Origin of the sequence: Aliiglaciecola lipolytica E3, from assembly GCF_000314975.1 — a bacterium.
In the GTDB taxonomy this organism is placed as follows: domain Bacteria; phylum Pseudomonadota; class Gammaproteobacteria; order Enterobacterales; family Alteromonadaceae; genus Aliiglaciecola; species Aliiglaciecola lipolytica.
Genome location: NZ_BAEN01000021.1, coordinates 79,968 through 98,068 on the forward strand (window position 1 = coordinate 79,968; position 18,101 = coordinate 98,068).

Sequence of the window (18,101 nt, forward strand, 5' to 3'; positions counted from 1 at the left end):
ACAGTACGATATTATTATCCGTTCAGCCATTGCGCTAAATCAGAAAAGGCTCTTTTATTCTCTATAAATTCTTTTCGTGTTTTTCGTCGATGAGCATTTTATTGAGCTCTGCAAAGCTTTCTTTATGCGCTTTAAGTATATTCAATTGGTCTTCAAACACTTCTTTATAAAGATTGATTGCAACTATCAAATCAGCCTTGGTGCCTGACGAGGAGACTGCTTCTTCTAGTGGTAAAACGTTGAGCAAGGACCTTAATCGAACAAGCGGAACTACATATGATCTACTCCATTCTCGAGTAGCTTGGTTTACGTGTAAAAAGTAATCCGTTAAAGAAGCGTGATTAACAAGTTCAGCAAGTAAAGTTTGATTGTCTAAGACGTTCATATCCCCGCTGGCAATAAGTTGCTGATAGGTATCTGACTGGCCTGCAGGACGAGGTAAAGAAAACGCAGTTTCGAAAAAGCGTTTCATTAGCTCAAGATTTGCATCTTCGGGATAATTAATAATTTGCTGTTCAAATTCTGCTATTATTGGCTTGGTTGACTCAACAAATTCAATATACTCCTCTGTTTCATTTTCAAGCATAGTAAATTCGGATTGCAAACGATCAATGATTTGCAGCTCCCGTTTGCTGTCTTTGCGCGCTTCATTCCAACTTGTAATTTGAAAGGCAATTAAGATGCCGGCAATTACAATAAAAAAGTCTATTGCGACAGCGAACCAATTCTGTGTTTTTACGTGCTGTGAAACTCTTCGTAGTAACAAGTCGATTCCCTCCTATTGTTTTTACCAAGCTTAGCACAGTATTTAATCAGGTATAACAGCCTTCAGGCCAGCTTTAAAACGGTTAGTTTTAAGCAAATTTCGAGGTCGTAAAATATAAAAAAGTCATGTTTATTGGCAATGCTGTTGTATTTTGAGTTGTAATTTTAAGTAATACTTTTCTGTTTCAATTAAGGTCTGGCAACTAAAAATTAGTCACAATCTACTATTTGCAAACAAGCTATGAAAATTGCGGTAAATTTCATTACAATGACGCAATTTTTCAGCACTGAATAGACGCGAACGTTAAAAGGCCATAAATTAATTCTTTAACGGTGTTAATTTACCTTCAAAGGTTTATTTCTAATTAGTGCTTTTAGTGCCAGTTTGGCTTTTTACATAACAAGGGTTTTAGTGGAACATCAACAAACGCATAAAATCGCCTTAGGTATCGAATACGACGGCAGTAATTATTACGGTTGGCAAAGACAGTCCCAAGTCACCAGCGTGCAACTGCTTTTAGAACAGGCGTTGAGCAAGGTCGCGAATCAACCGGTGAGTGTTTTGTGCGCAGGTCGAACAGATGCAGGGGTACATGCTACTGGTCAGGTAGTTCACTTTGAAACCTCTGCTTTTCGCCCTGAGCGCAGTTGGACGTTAGGGGTAAATACTAATTTGCCAAAAGACATCGCTGTGAAATGGGCTATACAAGTCAATCCCGAATTTCACGCACGTTTTTCTGCAATAGGTAGACGCTATCGATATGTTATCTATAACAACCCGTTTCGGCCTGCAATTTTAGCCAGTGGGTTAACCCATATGTACACTCAATTAGACCATCAGAAAATGCACGAAGCTGCACAATGTTTGGTTGGAGAGCATGATTTCAGTGCATTTCGGGCATCTTTATGCCAATCAAAGTCGCCAGTACGCCGCTTAGAGCATATCCAAGTAACTCGCCGTGGAGAATATATTATGATTGATGTTCAGGCCAATGCGTTTTTACATCATATGGTACGCAATATTACTGGCAGTCTGGCCGTAATTGGTAGCGGTGAGCAACCAGTAGAATGGATGAAGCAATTACTGGACAAACGTGATCGAGCGAAAGCAGGGGCTACGGCAAAACCAAATGGGTTGTATCTGGTCAAAGTGTTATATCCGGAGCATTTCGAAATACCTGATATTCCACTGGGACCTGCGTTTTTCTAAAAGTAGTTTAGATTGAACTTCTTAGACCAGTTTTGTTTTCTTCCCAAGACTAAACTATGTTTTAATGGCGAGATATGATGTTTTATTTAAAATAAATGTCGCTTAACCTATATTAGTCATGATTTTGGCGAAAATAGCAGCAAAACACCGCTAGTTTTTGCAATTAGGATGAATTGAATGAGTTGGATACAAAAAATACTACCGCGAACCCAGTCCTCGATTAAAAGTAATGTGCCCGAGGGAATTTGGACAAAATGTGGTTCTTGTGGCGCGGTCTTGTATAAAACCGAATTAGAAAAGCAGCTTGAAGTGTGTCCTAAATGTGACCACCACATGCGTATTACTGCTAGAGCGAGAATTAATTCGTTTCTGGATCAGGCTGATAGAAAAGAAATCGGTGAAAATTTAGAGCCGCAAGATGTTCTGAAATTTAAAGATTCCAAACGCTATAAAGATCGTATTCTAGCCGCGCAAAAAGCTACAAACGAAAAAGATGCATTGGTGGTTATGCAGGGCAAACTCAAAGGGATGCCCATGGTCTGTGCCGCTTTTGAGTTCTCATTTATGGGCGGCTCGATGGCGTCGGTCGTAGGAGCACGATTCGTTAAAGCGGCAGAAGCTTGTTTGGAACATAATATGCCTTTGGTATGTTTTTCTTCCAGTGGTGGTGCACGTATGCAAGAAGCCCTGTTTTCGCTTATGCAAATGGCCAAAACCAGTGCAGCTTTAGCGCGCATGAGTAAACAAGGCTTACCTTATATTTCAGTGTTAACTGACCCAACCATGGGTGGTGTTTCAGCTAGTTTAGCCATGTTAGGCGATATCAATATAGCTGAACCTAAAGCTCTCATCGGTTTTGCTGGACCTAGAGTAATTGAGCAAACAGTGCGGGAAACCTTGCCTGAAGGATTCCAGCGCAGTGAGTTCTTGGTGGAAAAAGGGGCTATCGATATGATAGTTGATCGTCGCGAAATGCGTGATAAAGTACACAGCATCTTACGAAAACTTCATTCACAGCCACGTTAATGCCAAAAAGTACAATGCAAAAAGACCAGGAAAAGCCGCAGCTTTCCTGGTCTTTGTCTATCTGGTTAGACTATCTTCAAGCGATTCACAGTAAATCAATCGATATGGGCCTTGCCCGCACTCAGCAAGTGTTTGAGCACCTCAATTTAGATTTTTCCAATAGTAAAGTCATCACTGTGGCAGGCACAAATGGTAAAGGCACCACCTGTCGAATGATTGAGGTTGGTTTGTTAGCGCAACAGCAAAGTGTTGCTGTATATAGCTCGCCACATATTGTTGATTATAAAGAGCGGGTGCGTGTCAACGGCAATATGTTGAGTGAACAGGCACATGTGCAAGCTTTTATGCGGGTTGAACAGGCTCGTGGCCAAACCTCATTAACCTATTTTGAGTTTGCTACCTTAGCCGCTTTGGTGCTCATTGCTCAGCAGCAGCCACAATATGTGATACTAGAGGTAGGGCTAGGAGGCAGACTCGATGCGGTAAATATTGTTGAGCCTGATATCGCTGTGATTACAAGTATTGCGCTTGATCACCAAGACTGGCTAGGCAATACCCGAGAACTGATTGCTGTGGAAAAAGCGGGCATAATGCGAGCACAAATCCCTGTTGTGATTGGAGAACCTGAGCCACCAGTAACCTTGTTAGAAGAAGTTGAGAAATTTGAAGCTAAAGCAACGTGGCAGGGTAGGGACTTCGGTTTTGAAGATAGGCAGCAGTTTTGGCGTTGGCACAATCAAACTCGGCAACTCACCCAATTGCCACTTCCTTTAATTCCTATGCAAAATGCATCTACGGCTTTTCAGGTGCTGAGTTTGCTAGGCTATTTACCCCAATCTCAGGCTGATATAGCGTTATTGCTGCAAAAAGCGAGCTTATCCGGCCGTTTTGAGCTAATCAGTCAAGCACCAGACGTTATCGTCGACGTAGCACATAATCCACAAGCAACTGAATTGTTAGCAACGCGCATCAAACGCATGAATTATAATCGTTTGCATCTAGTTGTGGCCATGTTAGAAGACAAAGATATTGCAGGTAGTCTATTACCACTTGAATCGCTGCAAGCCAATTGGTATGTTGCCTCTCTTAACGTGCCAAGAGGCGCGCAAAGTAAAGCGCTAAAAACAGTGCTCACTCCATCGCAAAAAGTGGTAGAGTTTGATCACGTAACCGATGCGTTGCAAGCGGCTAAAAAGAAAGCGGAACAAACCGATTTAATCGTTGTTTTTGGTTCTTTTTTCACCGTTTGTGAAGTGATGGAAACGTCATCGCTAAATAAATAAGCGCTATGACGCTATTAGCATTGAAGAGGGAAAGTTTTGACTTCAGCACTACAAAATCGATTAGTTGGCACCATTATCATTGTGGCTTTGGCGGTGATATTTTTGCCAGATTTATTAGACGGTGAAAAACAAACTAGCCAAGAGCTGTTCGACTCAATCCCCGAACAACCACTAATGCGCGATGTACAAAAAGCAGAAGACTTTCCCACAGAACAAGTGAAACAGGATGTAAGTCGTAAAGTTGAAATTGTGCCTGATGTAGCGACTGATGATTTTGAGATAAATCAGGACGAAGATAATGTTAATTTATCTGCGGATGTGATGCCTCAGCGTGAGAAACAGGATAACGCTAGTGCTGCAGATATAGATCGTCCAATCGAAGATAAAGTCGATGTTAATCCAATGGGCAATGATGACCGATTATTAGCTCAGGCAGGTTGGGTAATTCAATTGGGTGTGTTTCGTCATCAAAAAAATGTCAGTGAGTTGTTAAGTCAATTACGAAAAGCAGGATATCAAGCATTTAGCCGACCAGTGCAAACCAGCACGGGAGAGCTTACCAAAGTTTTTGTAGGTCCTGAGTTACAAAAAGAAAAGCTGCAACAAGCGGTTCCCCATCTTCGCGAGTTGACCAAATTGCAGGGTCGAGTTACACCATTCACAGTGAAATGAATACTAGAAAAAAATCCAATCTCTGATAGAATGCGCGCGATTTTAACGAACCAACAATTAATGTGACCGGGTCATTATGAATTGGATAGATTTCACCATCATTGGCGTTATCGCAGTCTCCACCATTATTAGTTTGGTTAGGGGATTTATTAAAGAGGCTATATCGTTAGCCATTTGGTTCGCCGCTTTTTTTATCGCAAGCCAATTTTATGAGTATCTCGCTGTTTATATGACCAAGTTTGACGATCAGATGGTCAGGAACGGGGTGTCTATTGCGATTCTATTTGCCAGCACGCTAATACTAGGTGGGCTGATTAATTATCTCATTTCAAGACTAGTGCATTTTACTGGTTTGACCGGTACAGACAGAGCGTTAGGTTCAGTGTTTGGCATTTTGCGTGGTATTTTAATCGTCAGCGCAGTTCTTTTCTTCTTAGATACGTTCACTACCTCGTCTGAATCTGAGTGGTGGATTAGTTCAAAATTAATCCCTGAATTCACTCCTATCATCGAGTGGTTCTTTAGTTTTATACAAAATAACTCCAGTTTTTTAACGCCGAATAAATAGGTAAATTGCATGTGTGGTATTGTCGGAATTGTTGGAAAGAGTGCAGTAAATCAAGCGCTATATGATGCGCTAACCGTGCTTCAGCATCGTGGGCAAGATGCCGCTGGAATCATGACTATCGATGATGGCATGTTTCATTTACGTAAAGCCAACGGATTGGTTCGTGATGTGTTTCATAATAGGCATATGCAGCGCCTAACTGGGCAGCTCGGGATCGGCCATGCTCGTTATCCCACAGCGGGTTCTTCAAGTTCTGCCGAGGCACAGCCGTTTTATGTAAATTCACCTTTTGGAATTGCATTTGCGCACAATGGTAATCTGACTAATTCTCATGAATTACAAGAAGAAGTGTTTCGTATAGCTAGACGCCATATCAATACGACATCTGATTCAGAATTGCTTTTGAATATTTTCGCTCATGAATTGCAGCAGTGTGCAGGCTTAACCTTGACACCTGAAGAAGTGTTTACCACTGTGGCTAACGTGCATAAAAAGATCCGTGGTGCGTATGCTGTAGTCGCTGCGATAATTGGCAATGGTATGGTAGCATTTCGTGACCCGTTTGGTATTCGTCCGCTGGCACTTGGAAAGCGTAAAACAGAGCAGGGCGACGAATACATGGTTGCGTCAGAAAGCGTTGCGCTAGATGCGGTTGGTTTTACGTTTATTCGTGACGTTGCACCTGGAGAAGCTATCTATGTTACCGAAGATGGCGAATTGTTTACTAAACAGTGTGCCGAAAATCCACAAAACATCCCATGTATCTTTGAGTTTGTTTATTTTGCCAGACCGGATTCGTTTATCGATGGTATTTCGGTTTATGCTTCTCGCGTGAACATGGGTAAAAAGTTAGGTCAGAAAATTGCCAGAGAGTGGTCAGAGTTAGATATTGACGTGGTCATTCCTATTCCTGAAACTTCTTCTGATGTGGCTTTGCAAATTGCTATAGAACTTAATCTTCCTTATCGTCAAGGATATGTAAAAAATCGTTATATCGGGCGTACCTTTATCATGCCCGGACAAACGATGCGACGTAAGTCTGTTAGGCGTAAGCTCAATGCCATCAAATCTGAGTTCAAAGGTAAAAATGTGTTACTTGTTGATGACTCAATTGTGCGTGGCACAACATCTGAGCAGATTATTGAAATGGCCAGAGAGTCGGGTGCCAAAAAAGTGTATTTTGCCTCCGCAGCCCCTGAGATTCGTTTTCCCAACGTATACGGTATTGATATGCCAAGCGCCAACGAATTAATAGCGTATGGCCGCGATATTGACGAAGTTAGCGAACTTATTAAGGCTGATGGTTTGATTTTTCAAGACATTCAAGATTTGGTTGAAGCTGTCAATATTGAAAATCCAAGCATTTCACGCTTTGAAACTTCGGTCTTTGATGGCGATTATATTACCGGGGACATTGACCAAGCTTATTTAGAACGCGTTGATAGTGCGCGTTCGGAAGGGGCTAAAAAGGCAATGATTCAAACTGAGTTGAGTAACTTAGAAATGCACAATCTAGATTTAGATAGTGACGACTAAGCAATTAATTTGTTTAAGCGAGGCTGAGCCCTCGCTTAAATAGGCCATCCACCTAACGCTTTCCACTTATTCACCATAAAACAAAATAGCTCTGCGGTTTTCACTGTGTCGTAAAGGGCTGAGTGTGCTTCTCGTTGATCAAACTCAATTTGTGCAGCTTCACAGGCCTTAACCAATACGGTTTGACCCAGCGTTAAGCCTGCTAAACTGGTTGTGTCAAATGACACAAATGGATGAAACGGTGTGCGCTTGATGTTGCACCTTTCAATTGCAGCATTCACAAAACCTTGATCAAAGGATGCGTTATGAGCAACTATCACTGAACGCTGACAATCAGCAGCTTTTTGTTCTTTTCTAATTTCTTTACACAGATTTTTGATCGCGTCTGACTCGTCAATTGCACCTCTAAGTGCGCAATTAGGATCAATACCATTGAACTCTAGTGCTGCCTTCTCAAGATTCGCGCCCTCGAAAGGGTTAATATGATAGTGAAAGGTTTTATCGATTTGGATGTCGCCGGCAGTGTCCATTTTGAGTGTCACAGCAGCAAGTTCTAATAGCGCATCTGTCTGCGCATTAAATCCGGCTGTTTCAACATCAATGACGACCGGAAAGTATCCTCTAAATCGCTGGTTCAACAAGGGAATGTTGGTTGACATGAAAACCTTATTATTCGAATAGTTAGCCTGCTATTATGTCAACCTTTCCGAGCATGTACCAGAAAAGTGATGAATATGTTTGTTATGATTTGCAATTACGCACTCTGCTTGGTTACTATCTGTACGTTCAAAGCGATTAAACTTTTTGATATGGGTGTCGATATCTATTAACAATAGATGCCATTGATTGGATTTGTGTTTTATATGAAAAAGAGCGCGATTTTTTTAGGTTTAGCCGTTAGCTTTTCAGCTCAAGCAGGGTTGAGGCATTACGCTTCGCCTGTGGAAGATTCTCAATGGCAAGTTAGCCAAAAGAACCGATTACAATGTACATTGAGCCATCAACTTCCTGGTTATGGCGAAGCCACTTTTTATAGTACAGCATCCAAACAATTGAATATGGAATTCGAATTACAGATGCTGAAGTTACCTAATAGTTATTCGGTAGCCTCAGTTTACTCTGTGCCGCCTAAATGGATGCCAGGACACGCCCAGCGTGAAATCGCACAAATGCCTATTCGTAAGCAATATAACGGCGATTTACCACAAAAAGCGGCTTGGACCATGTTGTCCGAGTTAGAAAAAGGCTTTTGGCCAACATTATATTATCAAGATTGGTATAGCGATTTTGATCGCATAGCGGTGGGGTTAAATGCCAGTAATTTTGCCCAGCCGTATATGGAGTTCGCGGAATGTGTCGCTAACTTATTACCATTTGCATTCGAAGACATTGCATATACTGTATTGAGCTATAACAGCAATAGTACTGATCTCACCAAGTATTCAAAAAAACGATTACAAATGATTGGTGACTATTTAAAAGAAGACACTGACTTAGAGTTAGTTCTATTAGATGGTTACACTGATAGCTATGGTGGCCGCTGGAACAACGAACAATTGTCTATTCGACGTGCTGAAGAAATAAAAGCTTATTTCGCTGAAATGGGTGTAGATACAACACGTATAGAGGTGACCGGACATGGCGAGCGACGTCATGTAGCCACTAACGACAATAAAATGGCCAGAGCCAAGAACCGCAGAGTTGTCATTCGCATGGCTAAGCCGTAACACGTGACAAGGTTTAATCGATTTAAAAGCTCATTATTGCGAGCTTTTTCAATATCTAAGCCCTGAAAATGGTTATTGTTGTTGGTTTAAATACGCTGTAACAACATCGGTGAAATCTGTAAACACACCATCAACTTTCAGTTCTTTAAACAGTATATCTAAACTAATATTACTATTAATTCCTATTGGCAGGTCGTCTTTTCTAAATGTGTAAGGGTGAACGAGTAGACCTTCTGCTTTTGCATCAGCACGCAATCCGGTAGGGGTTCTTTGTGCAAAATCATACAACTGAGGTAACCAAGGGCCGATTCCTTGTGCAACCTTAGCGATTTCTTGTAACCCCTGTTTGGTTCGCAAATAATTGTAATCTGACGTGGATTCATTCCAGCTGTTGTCAGCCAGAAGTTGCACAATTTTTACCTTGGCATTGAGTTCATTGCGCAGACGTTGGGTTTCGGCGAAATCAAAACATTGCACATAAACCCAACTGTCTTGGTTATCTACTCCGTACTTTCTCAAAATCTGCAGCGTAATTTTACTAATGTCAGCGCCATTTTGTTTATGCCATTGTGGTGATTTGATTTCTGGATAAATGCCAACTTCCCGTCCAAATTGGCGATTTAACTGCATGATCAAATTAATATGCTGCTCAAAAGTGGCAATTTTAAACGGGGACGCTCCACTGTATCGATTTGCAAATACTTGTTTGCCATTAGCATCGGTACGTTCATGGACATTTAAACGTTGCAGTTCAGCCAAGGTAAAGTCTAACGCGTAGTAGCGACCATCAGGACGATGTCTGTCAGGGAATATTTGTTCTACGTTTGTGACTGTTTCTAAATGAATATCGTGCAATACCACAGGCACTAAATCTTTACTCAACACTAGGTCTTGTTCGATGTAATCAGCGCCTTGGGAATACGCTAAGATGGCAGCCTCTAGTGTATGCTCTGGTAAGTATCCTGACGCCCCTCGGTGCGCTATGACCAAAGGTTTTGCCAAAACTTGGTTGCTAAATATTATGAGTAGAAATAGACAGGTTAATTGAAATTTGAAAAGCATATTTTCTTCTTTTTGGTGTGTTCATTAAGCCCAATGGCAAGCGATTCTTACGGCATATTTTAGTTCACATTAGCAGTGATACATGAAAGTTAAGTGAACAAGCAAAAAATTTCTTACAAATATCGACGTTGGTAACCATAGTGCAGAATATTAGCATTCATCCCAATAGGGTTGTTCGCCAAAGTAATCAACGAAATAATCGATAAATACGCGCACCTTAGGTGCCATTAATCTGGAGCTAGGAAATACTGCCCAGATTTCTGATTCAGATATTAACGGGTAGTCTGTTAAGATTGGGATAAGGGTTTTCTCACGTAACTGTTGATAGACACTCCAGGTTGACGCGACAGTGATACCCAACCCAGAAATACAAGCATCTCGCGTGGCTTCACCATTGTCAGTACTAAATTTACTTTTCACTTTCACCGAAACATTTTCAGCACCTGTATTAAAACTCCAGGTTTCCAGTCCAACCAGCGTAATGCAGTTGTGTTCAGCTAGTTTAGATGGGGAGGTGGGTTCACCAAATTTGCTCAGGTAAGCAGGAGAGGCGCAAACGATGCGTTTGTCAGAAGCTAGTTTTTTTGCAATTAACGTGGAATCTTTCAAGGCAGCATCACGGATGGCAATATCAAACCCGCCTTCAACTAAATCGACAATCGTATCGGATAACCTAAGATCTATGTTCAGATCTGGGTATTGCTCTAAAAATTCATTTAACGCGGGTACTAAATGCATGCGACCAAAGGAGGCGGGAGCGGTGATTCGAAGGGTTCCTTGAGGGGTGATTTTCCCTACACCTACCGCTGCTTTAGCGGACTCAACGCTCAACAAAACATTTTCAGCGTGGGGTAGGAATACTTTACCTTCTTCAGTTAAAGAGACTTTGCGCGTGGTACGGTGAACCAATCGAACACCTAAGTTTTCTTCTAGTTTATTTATATAATTGCTCGAAACTGCGGGAGACAACTTAAATTCCGCCCCAGCAGCGCTGATGTTGTGCGTGGCCGCCAAACGTACAAATAATTTTAGGTGATCTAAGTTCATAGCGTTTCAATTATCAATAATATGTAAAAAGTGATTTAATTCTAACTCGCATTATCAATTTATGCATTTGTAATTATACTTGTTGCATAAATTAATTGAGGAGCTAAAAATGAAAGCAATGATTATTAAAGAGTTTGGTGGAACGGATAAATTTGAAACGGCCGAAGTTGCAAAACCTGAAGTAACAGCGGGTCATGTTCTGATTAAAATTGCTGCTACTAGTGTAAACACTGTCGATACTATGTTACGCCAGATGGGGAATGATTTGCCGATTGCTCCACCTTTGCCTGCTATTCTAGGTATGGACTTCGCAGGTACAGTAGAAGCAGTAGGAGAGGGCGTTACAGATTACACTGTCGGTGATGAAGTATATGGTTGCGCCGGTGGTTTAGCAGATTTACAAGGTACATTAACCGAGTATATCGTAGCAGATGCGAATTTGATTGCCCTTAAAGCTAATAATCTTTCTATGCGTGAAGCGGCGGCGATCCCATTATGTGGCATTACGGCCTACGAAGGGTTGCAGCGTGCAGGCATCAAAGCTGGACAATCTGTACTTGTTCACGGTGGCTCAGGTGGTGTAGGACATCTAGCTTTGCAACTTGCGAAGTATTTCGGTGCTAACGTTTATTCAACCGGCGGCGGAGATAAACAGTTGGCATTAATTGAAAAGCTTGGTGCAGTATCAATAAACTATAAAACCGAAACCGTTGAAGATTATGTAGCTAAACATACAGATAATGCTGGATTTGAATTAATTTTTGACTCTGTGGGTGGAGCAAATATTCAATCTTCATTTAAAGCTGCGGCACTTAATGGGCAAATAGCGACTACCGTATCTATGTTAGAAATGGATTTGACTGAAGCGCACTTTAAAGGTTTATCGTTACACGTCGTATTTATGTTGATCCCGATGTTGCATAACGTCAAACGTGCTGAACACGGTTTTATTCTTAAAGAATTAACTAAGATCATCGAAGCAGGCCAGTTGGTTCCTGTGTTAGATGAAAATCATTTCAGCCTTGAGCAAGTTGGCGCAGCCCATTACAGACTTGCGAGTGGTGAAGGTCTTGGTAAAGTTGTTGTAGAAATTTAAACCTGTCGACAATTGAAGCAGGCTATTATTTATGGTCTGCTTCACATTCCTCTGTTTTATTGTCGCTCACAACTATGCTGTCATTCGGATTAAGCTTGCCAATTGCATTATCTGTACCGAATGGTAACATAACCTAAGTTTTATGCTGTAGGAGTAGTTAGGGTGGCAAGTGGTCGCAAATTAGAATTCGATTCAGATATCGCACTTGATGCTGCTATGCATACATTTTGGCAGAAAGGGTACGTGGGTTCTTCGTTAAGCGATTTGATCTCAAGTATGGGCATTAATAAGCCTAGTATGTACCGCACGTTTGGTAATAAAGAAGCGCTTTTTGTGAAAGCTACTCAACGTTATCTTGATACAAAAATGAAGCCTCATTTAGCATTATTGCATGCTCCTAATATCAGTTTAAAGCAACGCTTGAAGAATCACATGATGTCTATTGTTAGCATGCAGTGCGACAGCGAGCGTGCATACGGATGTTATTTAGCCCTGTGTCAGTCTGAATTGGTCAGTGGCAGCATACCAGTCGATGCAGAACAATTGCTCAAAGACGCAGAAATGCTTCCAAAACAGCTTTATGCTGAATTGTTTAAAGATGATCCCGAGGCGATTGAATTGGGACTAGACAAAAACGCACAAGCGAATGGTTTAAGTCTTTATACTTTATTAAAAGGTACCGCATCAATGGCCCGCTCTGGAGTGTCTATTGCTGAGTTAGAATATGCGGTAGATAGTATCCTCAAAGGCATAGGTCTAGATTAACTATTTGCTCAGTTTAGTATTTTGTAGATATAGAATCTAAACCATCTCCTGCGGTACTAAGCGTGTTTCTAAGACACTAATCATATCTATTTTTTTAACTTTCCCATTGAAGATTCTCGTCGCTCAAGATAGCAATTTTGCAAGCTGTTGACTTTAATGTACCGATTGGTACAATGCGTTTCATATTGTACCAATCGGTATTTAATTAATGCGTGCGAATTACATTTAGTTTTTGAGTATTCAGCATGTGCCGTAAAAGCGATTTACCTAATTTGAATCAACTTGGAGAAACCCCATGACAACATTGACAATTCACAGTATTGAAACTGCACCACAAGAAAGTAAACCGCAACTTGAAAAGTCGGTTGAAGCATTCGGAATGTTACCGAATTTACATGGAGTATTAGCTAGTTCTCCGAATACACTTGAAGGATATCGACAATTGCATGAATTATTCTCAAATTCGTCATTTAATGCAGAAGAACTGACAGTTGTTTGGCAAGCAATTAATGTAGAGCACGAGTGCCACTATTGTGTCCCTGCTCACACTGGTATTGCGCATTCAATGAAGGTCGATTCTAGTTTGATTGATGCACTACGAAACGAACAGTCTATGCCTAACGAAAAGCTGCAGGCATTGTATGATACCACGTTAATACTTGTGCGAAATCGTGGCCATATTAGCCAACAAGAATTAGATAACTTTTATTCAGCAGGCTATGGTGAGCAACAGGTTTTAGAAATAATTCTTGGCCTAGCGCAAAAAGTGATTAGTAATTACACCAACCATATTGCAAACACGCCAGTTGATAAACCATTTGAAAAGTTTGCTTGGAATAAAGCGAAATAATAATTTTTAAAAAGAATACGATTTAATGCAAAAATTGGTTGTTGCCTACACAGGCTACAACCAATTTTATCTGAAAGAATTGTTTTACATTCAATAACCTATTCGTCCAAAGGAAAACATTGGCGCTAAGGTTGATTAAATTTAGTTGTAAGCCCTAATCTTTAGTAATTAAGTTCGTGTCTAGATCGGCAAAAAATGTGTTAATTCGATCTGCATTTTTACCTAAATCACTTCGGCCAACACGTGATTTACTGCGCATATCAACATCAGTTAATTGTCCGTTTTGACGAATTCGAATGACAACATCATCTTTAAAACCAAACCATTGAGTTGTATCTGTTGCTTCGATTATTCCGCGTGTTTTATCAGAATTGACGATATCCCATCCCAAGGTGTTAGCCGATACTAAAGCAGCATCAAATACTTGATTTTGGTTTTGAGAATACTGTTTTGTTGTTAATCCTGGATATGCTCTACGTTGCTCAACTGCAGTTTCGGGACCTGCGTACTCCGATGGATTAGGTGCATCGATTCTAAGAGGCACGATAGCTTCAAATTGCGGCGGAGTGGATAAATCCGTAGATATATCGTGAATTGCAGGTACTGATTTTCCTTTCATCATCATACTTAATGGGAACGCTACGGCAACGATAGCAAACACAAAGGCAATACCAGTTCCAAGCCAAGACATCGATTTTCTAGCAAAAATAAGTTGGATTAATATGAGTACTAGTGCTGCAATACCCACGTATACGCCCCAGCGCATAGTAGTGAAGGCCACGCCTAACGACATTATTTCAAACTTATATAGCGGGCCAGGTAAGGCGACCATTAAAATAGCTATCAAGCTAAATAGGCTAATTAAGACTTTCATATGTGTTCTCCATTATTATTATTTATTCATTTTGTTTTTAAACTTGCAAATGGTTAATAATCACCCGCAATAATAAGCGTTCGCTTCAAAGTTTAACATTAGCGTGAATGAGTTATATTTGTATAAAGTCTGCTTATTCTTTGACGTCTTCATAGCGCACCGGTATTGGTTCATTAAATGTTAGCGTACGATAAGGGAATGGAATTTCAATACCCGCATCATCTAAGGCTTGTTTAATTGCGCCCACTACCTCACTGCGAGATTTCCTTTCACCTAGAGGGGTAGGATCAGCCCACCAAGTCACTTCAATATCGATTGAACTACTACCGAAGGCATTTAGAAATACTTCAACACCCTTATCTTTTACGATCAAATCACATTGCTCTACCGCTTCTTTTATAATTGGCAATGCGGCGCGAGCGTCTTCAGAATATGCAACTCCAGTCATTAATTGCATACGACGACTATCTTCATGGGTTAGTACAAAAACTGGGTTTTTAAATAAAAACGAGTTCGGCAAAACCACAAGCTCACCATCTGGACGACGAAGCTCTGTCATTCTCACCGAGATATTTTCAACTCGGCCCAAAATATCCTCGCATTCAATAAAGTCACCTTTTTCGAACGGATATTTCCATAGTAATAAAATACCGGCGAAAAAATTCTCAAAGATTTCTTTAAACGCAAAACCGATAGCGACCGAGGCTAAACCTAATCCACCTATTGCTTTAGCTGGCGTAAGCCCTGGGAATATCACCATAGCAGCCAATAGAATACCTAGTATCCATACGATGATTCTTACAATTCGTTGGGTTAACTCTCTAAGAGAACCTCGCATCTTACTACGACCGGTCATATTGCCGATTAATTTACTCACCAGCGTGGAAGCCAAACCCGTAATTAGCAGTATTATTAAAGCGACAATAATATAAGGCGTGTGTGCGATAAAATCATACCAAATATCTAGCACTGTCTCTTGTAAGGTTTGGCTTGCAGCTTCAACTGAAAAGACTGGCGGATCATTTGCGACTTCTTTTTCTTCTTGCGCTAGATTTGTAAACGAAATGAATAATAAAATTAGCAGGGCGAAACGCATATTTGCTGCTCCTTAATCGACGCTTAATTGCGCTCAGTCTTTTTACTGTTTAAACGAATATATAGTTCATTAAAATAATCGACGATTGCTGTTTTTCCACATGTTTTGCATGGGGCTTTGCAATTTAATATTGTCGTGCCAAACATTTACTCTGAGTCTGGATTCGAATTTGTATTATCTGACTCACTTTCGCTTGTCTCTTCTGGATTAATCGAAAAAAGATCTTCAATATCCATTTGCAATGCTTCAATAAATGCATTTCGTAGCATAGATAAAATCGCCGCGAACGTTTCTGTTTCAGTATCAGATAAAGTGCCTGAAATAGGTACTCTCGCAGCAATTAAATTCTCTTCGTCGTTTTCTAACAAAGTACCTAACAAATCAGTTAAACCTTCAAAGATGGCAACGAAGATATTGTCTCCATCTTTTTCAATATCTTCTCGCCAAGAAAGTATTTCCATATTATATATTCCAGCTTTGGCGTAGCCGTCAATTTTTCCATTTTCTGAGACTAACTCTAACGCACCATCAACACTACCTGCTTCAATGTCAATTGGAGTGTACGTTTTAATGACGTTATCTAGGTATGTCACCGGAAACTTCGCGACGGTAAGATCTAAATTAAATGTCGGTTTTTGTGCAAAAGGGTCGATGTTACCCGCTAATGTTACCGGTGCTGCATCCATTAACTTTGCAGATAATTGGAACTCACTAACAAGTGGCTTACCTAGCTCCTTGCTATTGGTAATGTTACTTATCTGCCCCTGTACTTCACTTAACCGAGTTTCACTTTCCACTTCATCATTTATGTTCTTTAATGCCATTTCACCGTCGAATATTGTAATTTTATCAATCGAAAATGGGACTAAATTTTGTGTTAATCCTACCCAAGTAGATTGTTTTTTTACTTCTTCATTTTGTATATCTTGGGTATTTTCACGATCCTCTAGATAAATTTTCGGTTGGTAAAACGTCAACTCACTAACAATATTGCCGCGTAGCAATGCTGACCACAAAATGGATATATCCATTTTTTTTACACTAATTAAAGGTCTAGCATCATCTGTTTCGCCTACAACATACAAATTGATGTCTTCGATTTGATAAGCACCTCGATACAGGTGTAAATCCACATCGCCAACTTGGCCACTAAGGCCATCCGTAGATGCTATGGTGTTATTAATAAACCGCTGCACAAAATAAGGTGCAGATACTCTTGCTAGTAGCAAAATGACTAAAGTACATAGCACTGTAATGCTGATGTATTTTCTTGATTTAGACGAATATATCTTTTTTAGTAACATAAGTATTTCCTAAATAAAATTAGGCATAGCGAATGTAAGACTTACATTTTAGGTAATTCTTGCCCGTCAATAATGTGCAACTGATTCAGTCTTTATGCCCCTGCATTCTTAAATAAAGCTCAACAATTCAATGGCTTGTACATAAACTTTGAAATTTTTTGTTTTGCTAACAGTTTTAGCAATTACGCTTTAAATAAGAAGTTTGCAAAAAGCACACCGACCATTAATTGGTGTGGCATTGTCGCTGCTGTAAATCAGCTGAAACTAAGGAAGACAAGTATCCGTATGGCCGTATCCTCATCATATTTTCAATTCCTACGATACTGGCTATAGAGCTTAGGCACTGGAATGTAGATATAAGTTTCTGCCTAAAGCCAAAATGGCTTAACATTTCAATCAGTTAATTCACTTAATTCCAATTTAAGCTTCTCCATTTTTATAACTAATTGCTCAAGTCGTGAAAGCAAAATAATCTGTATATGAGACTTATCTAAAAGATGCTTTACAAATTCCGGATTTGAGCGGAGTTGAGCAAGCGTGTTGGGTCCTACGTGGGCTACTAAACTTTGTATGTAGAGAAAATCAGAGTTAGTAAAATCAAAGTCTTCACGTTCTGAAATCACACCTGACATTAGCCTTAAAATATTGCGCCTTTCTTGATCTATGACGATTCCCGCTTGTTCCCTAGATGCGCGCATGTATTCGCCCACGGAACGACGAACGACTATGCCGTTTTCGTTAAGTGGGGGGGATTGTATGAGCATATTTGCAGCGCTTAAGTTTGCGACATACTCCATGGAATAGGGAAAATATTCGATTTTTTTATATATTTCTTCTGGGGACAGTTCGACAAATTGATTAACATCCGAGACTAAAAACTTCTTTATGTTTTCAAGCGCGGTTTTATGGGAAGCGATAGCATCATTGGCCATGCTTGTATTGGATTCAATTTCAGAAATAACCGCGAGGATTATTTGCCGTTCCATCAATGCCTTTTGACGTTCTTGCCACCATGCATCGATTAAAAAGGCTAATAAAATACTGGCGATTATTACCGTACCTTCGATGATACGGGGCATCCATTTTTGTCTGTTGAACACCAATCTGTCCTCACTCTAGATGGCTAATTCACCCGAGGGTGATTTGATTGAGTAGTTCGTATGCAGAATAGACGACATACTTGTTCACTTCAACTGAGATGATTTTCTACGCGCTCTCCT

General features: G+C 40.4%; 18 protein-coding genes. 10 read left to right on the forward strand and 8 right to left on the reverse strand.

The window, feature by feature from the left end; genetic code table 11:
* Nucleotides 1–61: 61 nt before the first annotated feature.
* Nucleotides 62–766, reverse strand: coding sequence for a hypothetical protein (locus GLIP_RS04020; RefSeq protein WP_008843293.1), 705 nt, complete (start codon nt 764–766; stop codon nt 62–64).
* A gap of 411 nt (nt 767–1,177) precedes the next feature.
* On the opposite strand from GLIP_RS04020, the gene truA reads away from it, so the two are divergent.
* The 6 genes from truA to purF all read left to right on the forward strand — a co-directional run bounded on the left by truA (nt 1,178) and on the right by purF (nt 7,060).
* Nucleotides 1,178–1,975: a tRNA pseudouridine(38-40) synthase TruA gene (gene truA / locus GLIP_RS04025; protein ID WP_008843294.1), complete on the forward strand. Its 798-nt coding sequence runs from the start codon at nt 1,178–1,180 to the stop codon at nt 1,973–1,975.
* Nucleotides 1,976–2,152: 177 nt separating this feature from the next.
* Complete coding sequence (accD, locus tag GLIP_RS04030; RefSeq protein ID WP_008843295.1) at nt 2,153–3,001, forward strand: acetyl-CoA carboxylase, carboxyltransferase subunit beta; 849 nt, start codon at nt 2,153–2,155, stop codon at nt 2,999–3,001.
* 14 nt (nt 3,002–3,015) lie between these two features.
* Entirely contained in the window at nt 3,016–4,284 is a 1,269-nt protein-coding gene (gene folC / locus GLIP_RS04035; protein ID WP_008843296.1) for a bifunctional tetrahydrofolate synthase/dihydrofolate synthase, read from the forward strand.
* 36 nt (nt 4,285–4,320) lie between these two features.
* The gene (locus GLIP_RS04040; protein ID WP_008843297.1) at nt 4,321–4,956 is read left to right on the forward strand and encodes an SPOR domain-containing protein; all 636 of its coding nucleotides are present in this window, start codon (nt 4,321–4,323) and stop codon (nt 4,954–4,956) included.
* 76 nt (nt 4,957–5,032) lie between these two features.
* On the forward strand, nt 5,033–5,524 hold the full coding sequence (locus GLIP_RS04045; protein WP_008843298.1) for a CvpA family protein: 492 nt from the start codon (nt 5,033–5,035) through the stop codon (nt 5,522–5,524).
* 9 nt (nt 5,525–5,533) lie between these two features.
* Nucleotides 5,534–7,060 (forward strand): amidophosphoribosyltransferase, encoded by a 1,527-nt coding sequence (gene purF, locus GLIP_RS04050; RefSeq protein ID WP_008843299.1) that lies wholly within the window; start codon nt 5,534–5,536, stop codon nt 7,058–7,060.
* Nucleotides 7,061–7,095: 35 nt separating this feature from the next.
* Here purF and rnt read toward each other — a convergent pair whose 3' ends face one another.
* Nucleotides 7,096–7,719: a ribonuclease T gene (gene rnt / locus GLIP_RS04055; protein WP_008843300.1), complete on the reverse strand. Its 624-nt coding sequence runs from the start codon at nt 7,717–7,719 to the stop codon at nt 7,096–7,098.
* 204 nt (nt 7,720–7,923) lie between these two features.
* Between rnt and GLIP_RS04060 the strand changes: the two genes are divergently transcribed.
* Entirely contained in the window at nt 7,924–8,787 is an 864-nt protein-coding gene (locus tag GLIP_RS04060) for a flagellar protein MotY (protein WP_040521819.1), read from the forward strand.
* Between the two features lie 72 nt (nt 8,788–8,859).
* On the opposite strand, the gene glpQ is transcribed toward GLIP_RS04060, so the two are convergent.
* Together glpQ and GLIP_RS04070 are read right to left on the reverse strand one after the other, a co-directional pair.
* The gene (glpQ, locus tag GLIP_RS04065; RefSeq protein ID WP_008843303.1) at nt 8,860–9,849 is read right to left on the reverse strand and encodes a glycerophosphodiester phosphodiesterase; all 990 of its coding nucleotides are present in this window, start codon (nt 9,847–9,849) and stop codon (nt 8,860–8,862) included.
* A 150-nt stretch (nt 9,850–9,999) separates the two neighbouring features.
* A complete protein-coding gene (locus GLIP_RS04070; RefSeq protein WP_008843304.1) occupies nt 10,000–10,896 on the reverse strand; it encodes a LysR family transcriptional regulator in 897 nt (298 codons plus the stop codon).
* Between the two features lie 109 nt (nt 10,897–11,005).
* On the opposite strand from GLIP_RS04070, the gene GLIP_RS04075 reads away from it, so the two are divergent.
* The 3 genes from GLIP_RS04075 (at nt 11,006) to GLIP_RS04085 (ending at nt 13,607) form a co-directional block, all read left to right on the forward strand.
* Complete coding sequence (locus tag GLIP_RS04075) at nt 11,006–11,992, forward strand: zinc-dependent alcohol dehydrogenase family protein (RefSeq protein WP_008843305.1); 987 nt, start codon at nt 11,006–11,008, stop codon at nt 11,990–11,992.
* A 162-nt stretch (nt 11,993–12,154) separates the two neighbouring features.
* Entirely contained in the window at nt 12,155–12,757 is a 603-nt protein-coding gene (locus GLIP_RS04080) for a TetR/AcrR family transcriptional regulator (RefSeq protein WP_008843306.1), read from the forward strand.
* A 295-nt stretch (nt 12,758–13,052) separates the two neighbouring features.
* Nucleotides 13,053–13,607 (forward strand): carboxymuconolactone decarboxylase family protein, encoded by a 555-nt coding sequence (locus GLIP_RS04085; RefSeq protein ID WP_008843307.1) that lies wholly within the window; start codon nt 13,053–13,055, stop codon nt 13,605–13,607.
* Nucleotides 13,608–13,761: 154 nt separating this feature from the next.
* On the opposite strand, the gene GLIP_RS04090 is transcribed toward GLIP_RS04085, so the two are convergent.
* From GLIP_RS04090 to GLIP_RS04105, 4 genes are all read right to left on the reverse strand, one after another.
* Complete coding sequence (locus tag GLIP_RS04090; protein ID WP_008843308.1) at nt 13,762–14,481, reverse strand: DUF1499 domain-containing protein; 720 nt, start codon at nt 14,479–14,481, stop codon at nt 13,762–13,764.
* Between the two features lie 133 nt (nt 14,482–14,614).
* Entirely contained in the window at nt 14,615–15,577 is a 963-nt protein-coding gene (locus GLIP_RS04095; RefSeq protein WP_008843309.1) for a mechanosensitive ion channel family protein, read from the reverse strand.
* 146 nt (nt 15,578–15,723) lie between these two features.
* On the reverse strand, nt 15,724–16,881 hold the full coding sequence (locus tag GLIP_RS04100) for a DUF748 domain-containing protein (protein ID WP_008843311.1): 1,158 nt from the start codon (nt 16,879–16,881) through the stop codon (nt 15,724–15,726).
* 392 nt (nt 16,882–17,273) lie between these two features.
* The gene (locus GLIP_RS04105; protein ID WP_008843312.1) at nt 17,274–17,981 is read right to left on the reverse strand and encodes a hypothetical protein; all 708 of its coding nucleotides are present in this window, start codon (nt 17,979–17,981) and stop codon (nt 17,274–17,276) included.
* Between the last annotated feature and the right edge of the window lie 120 nt (nt 17,982–18,101).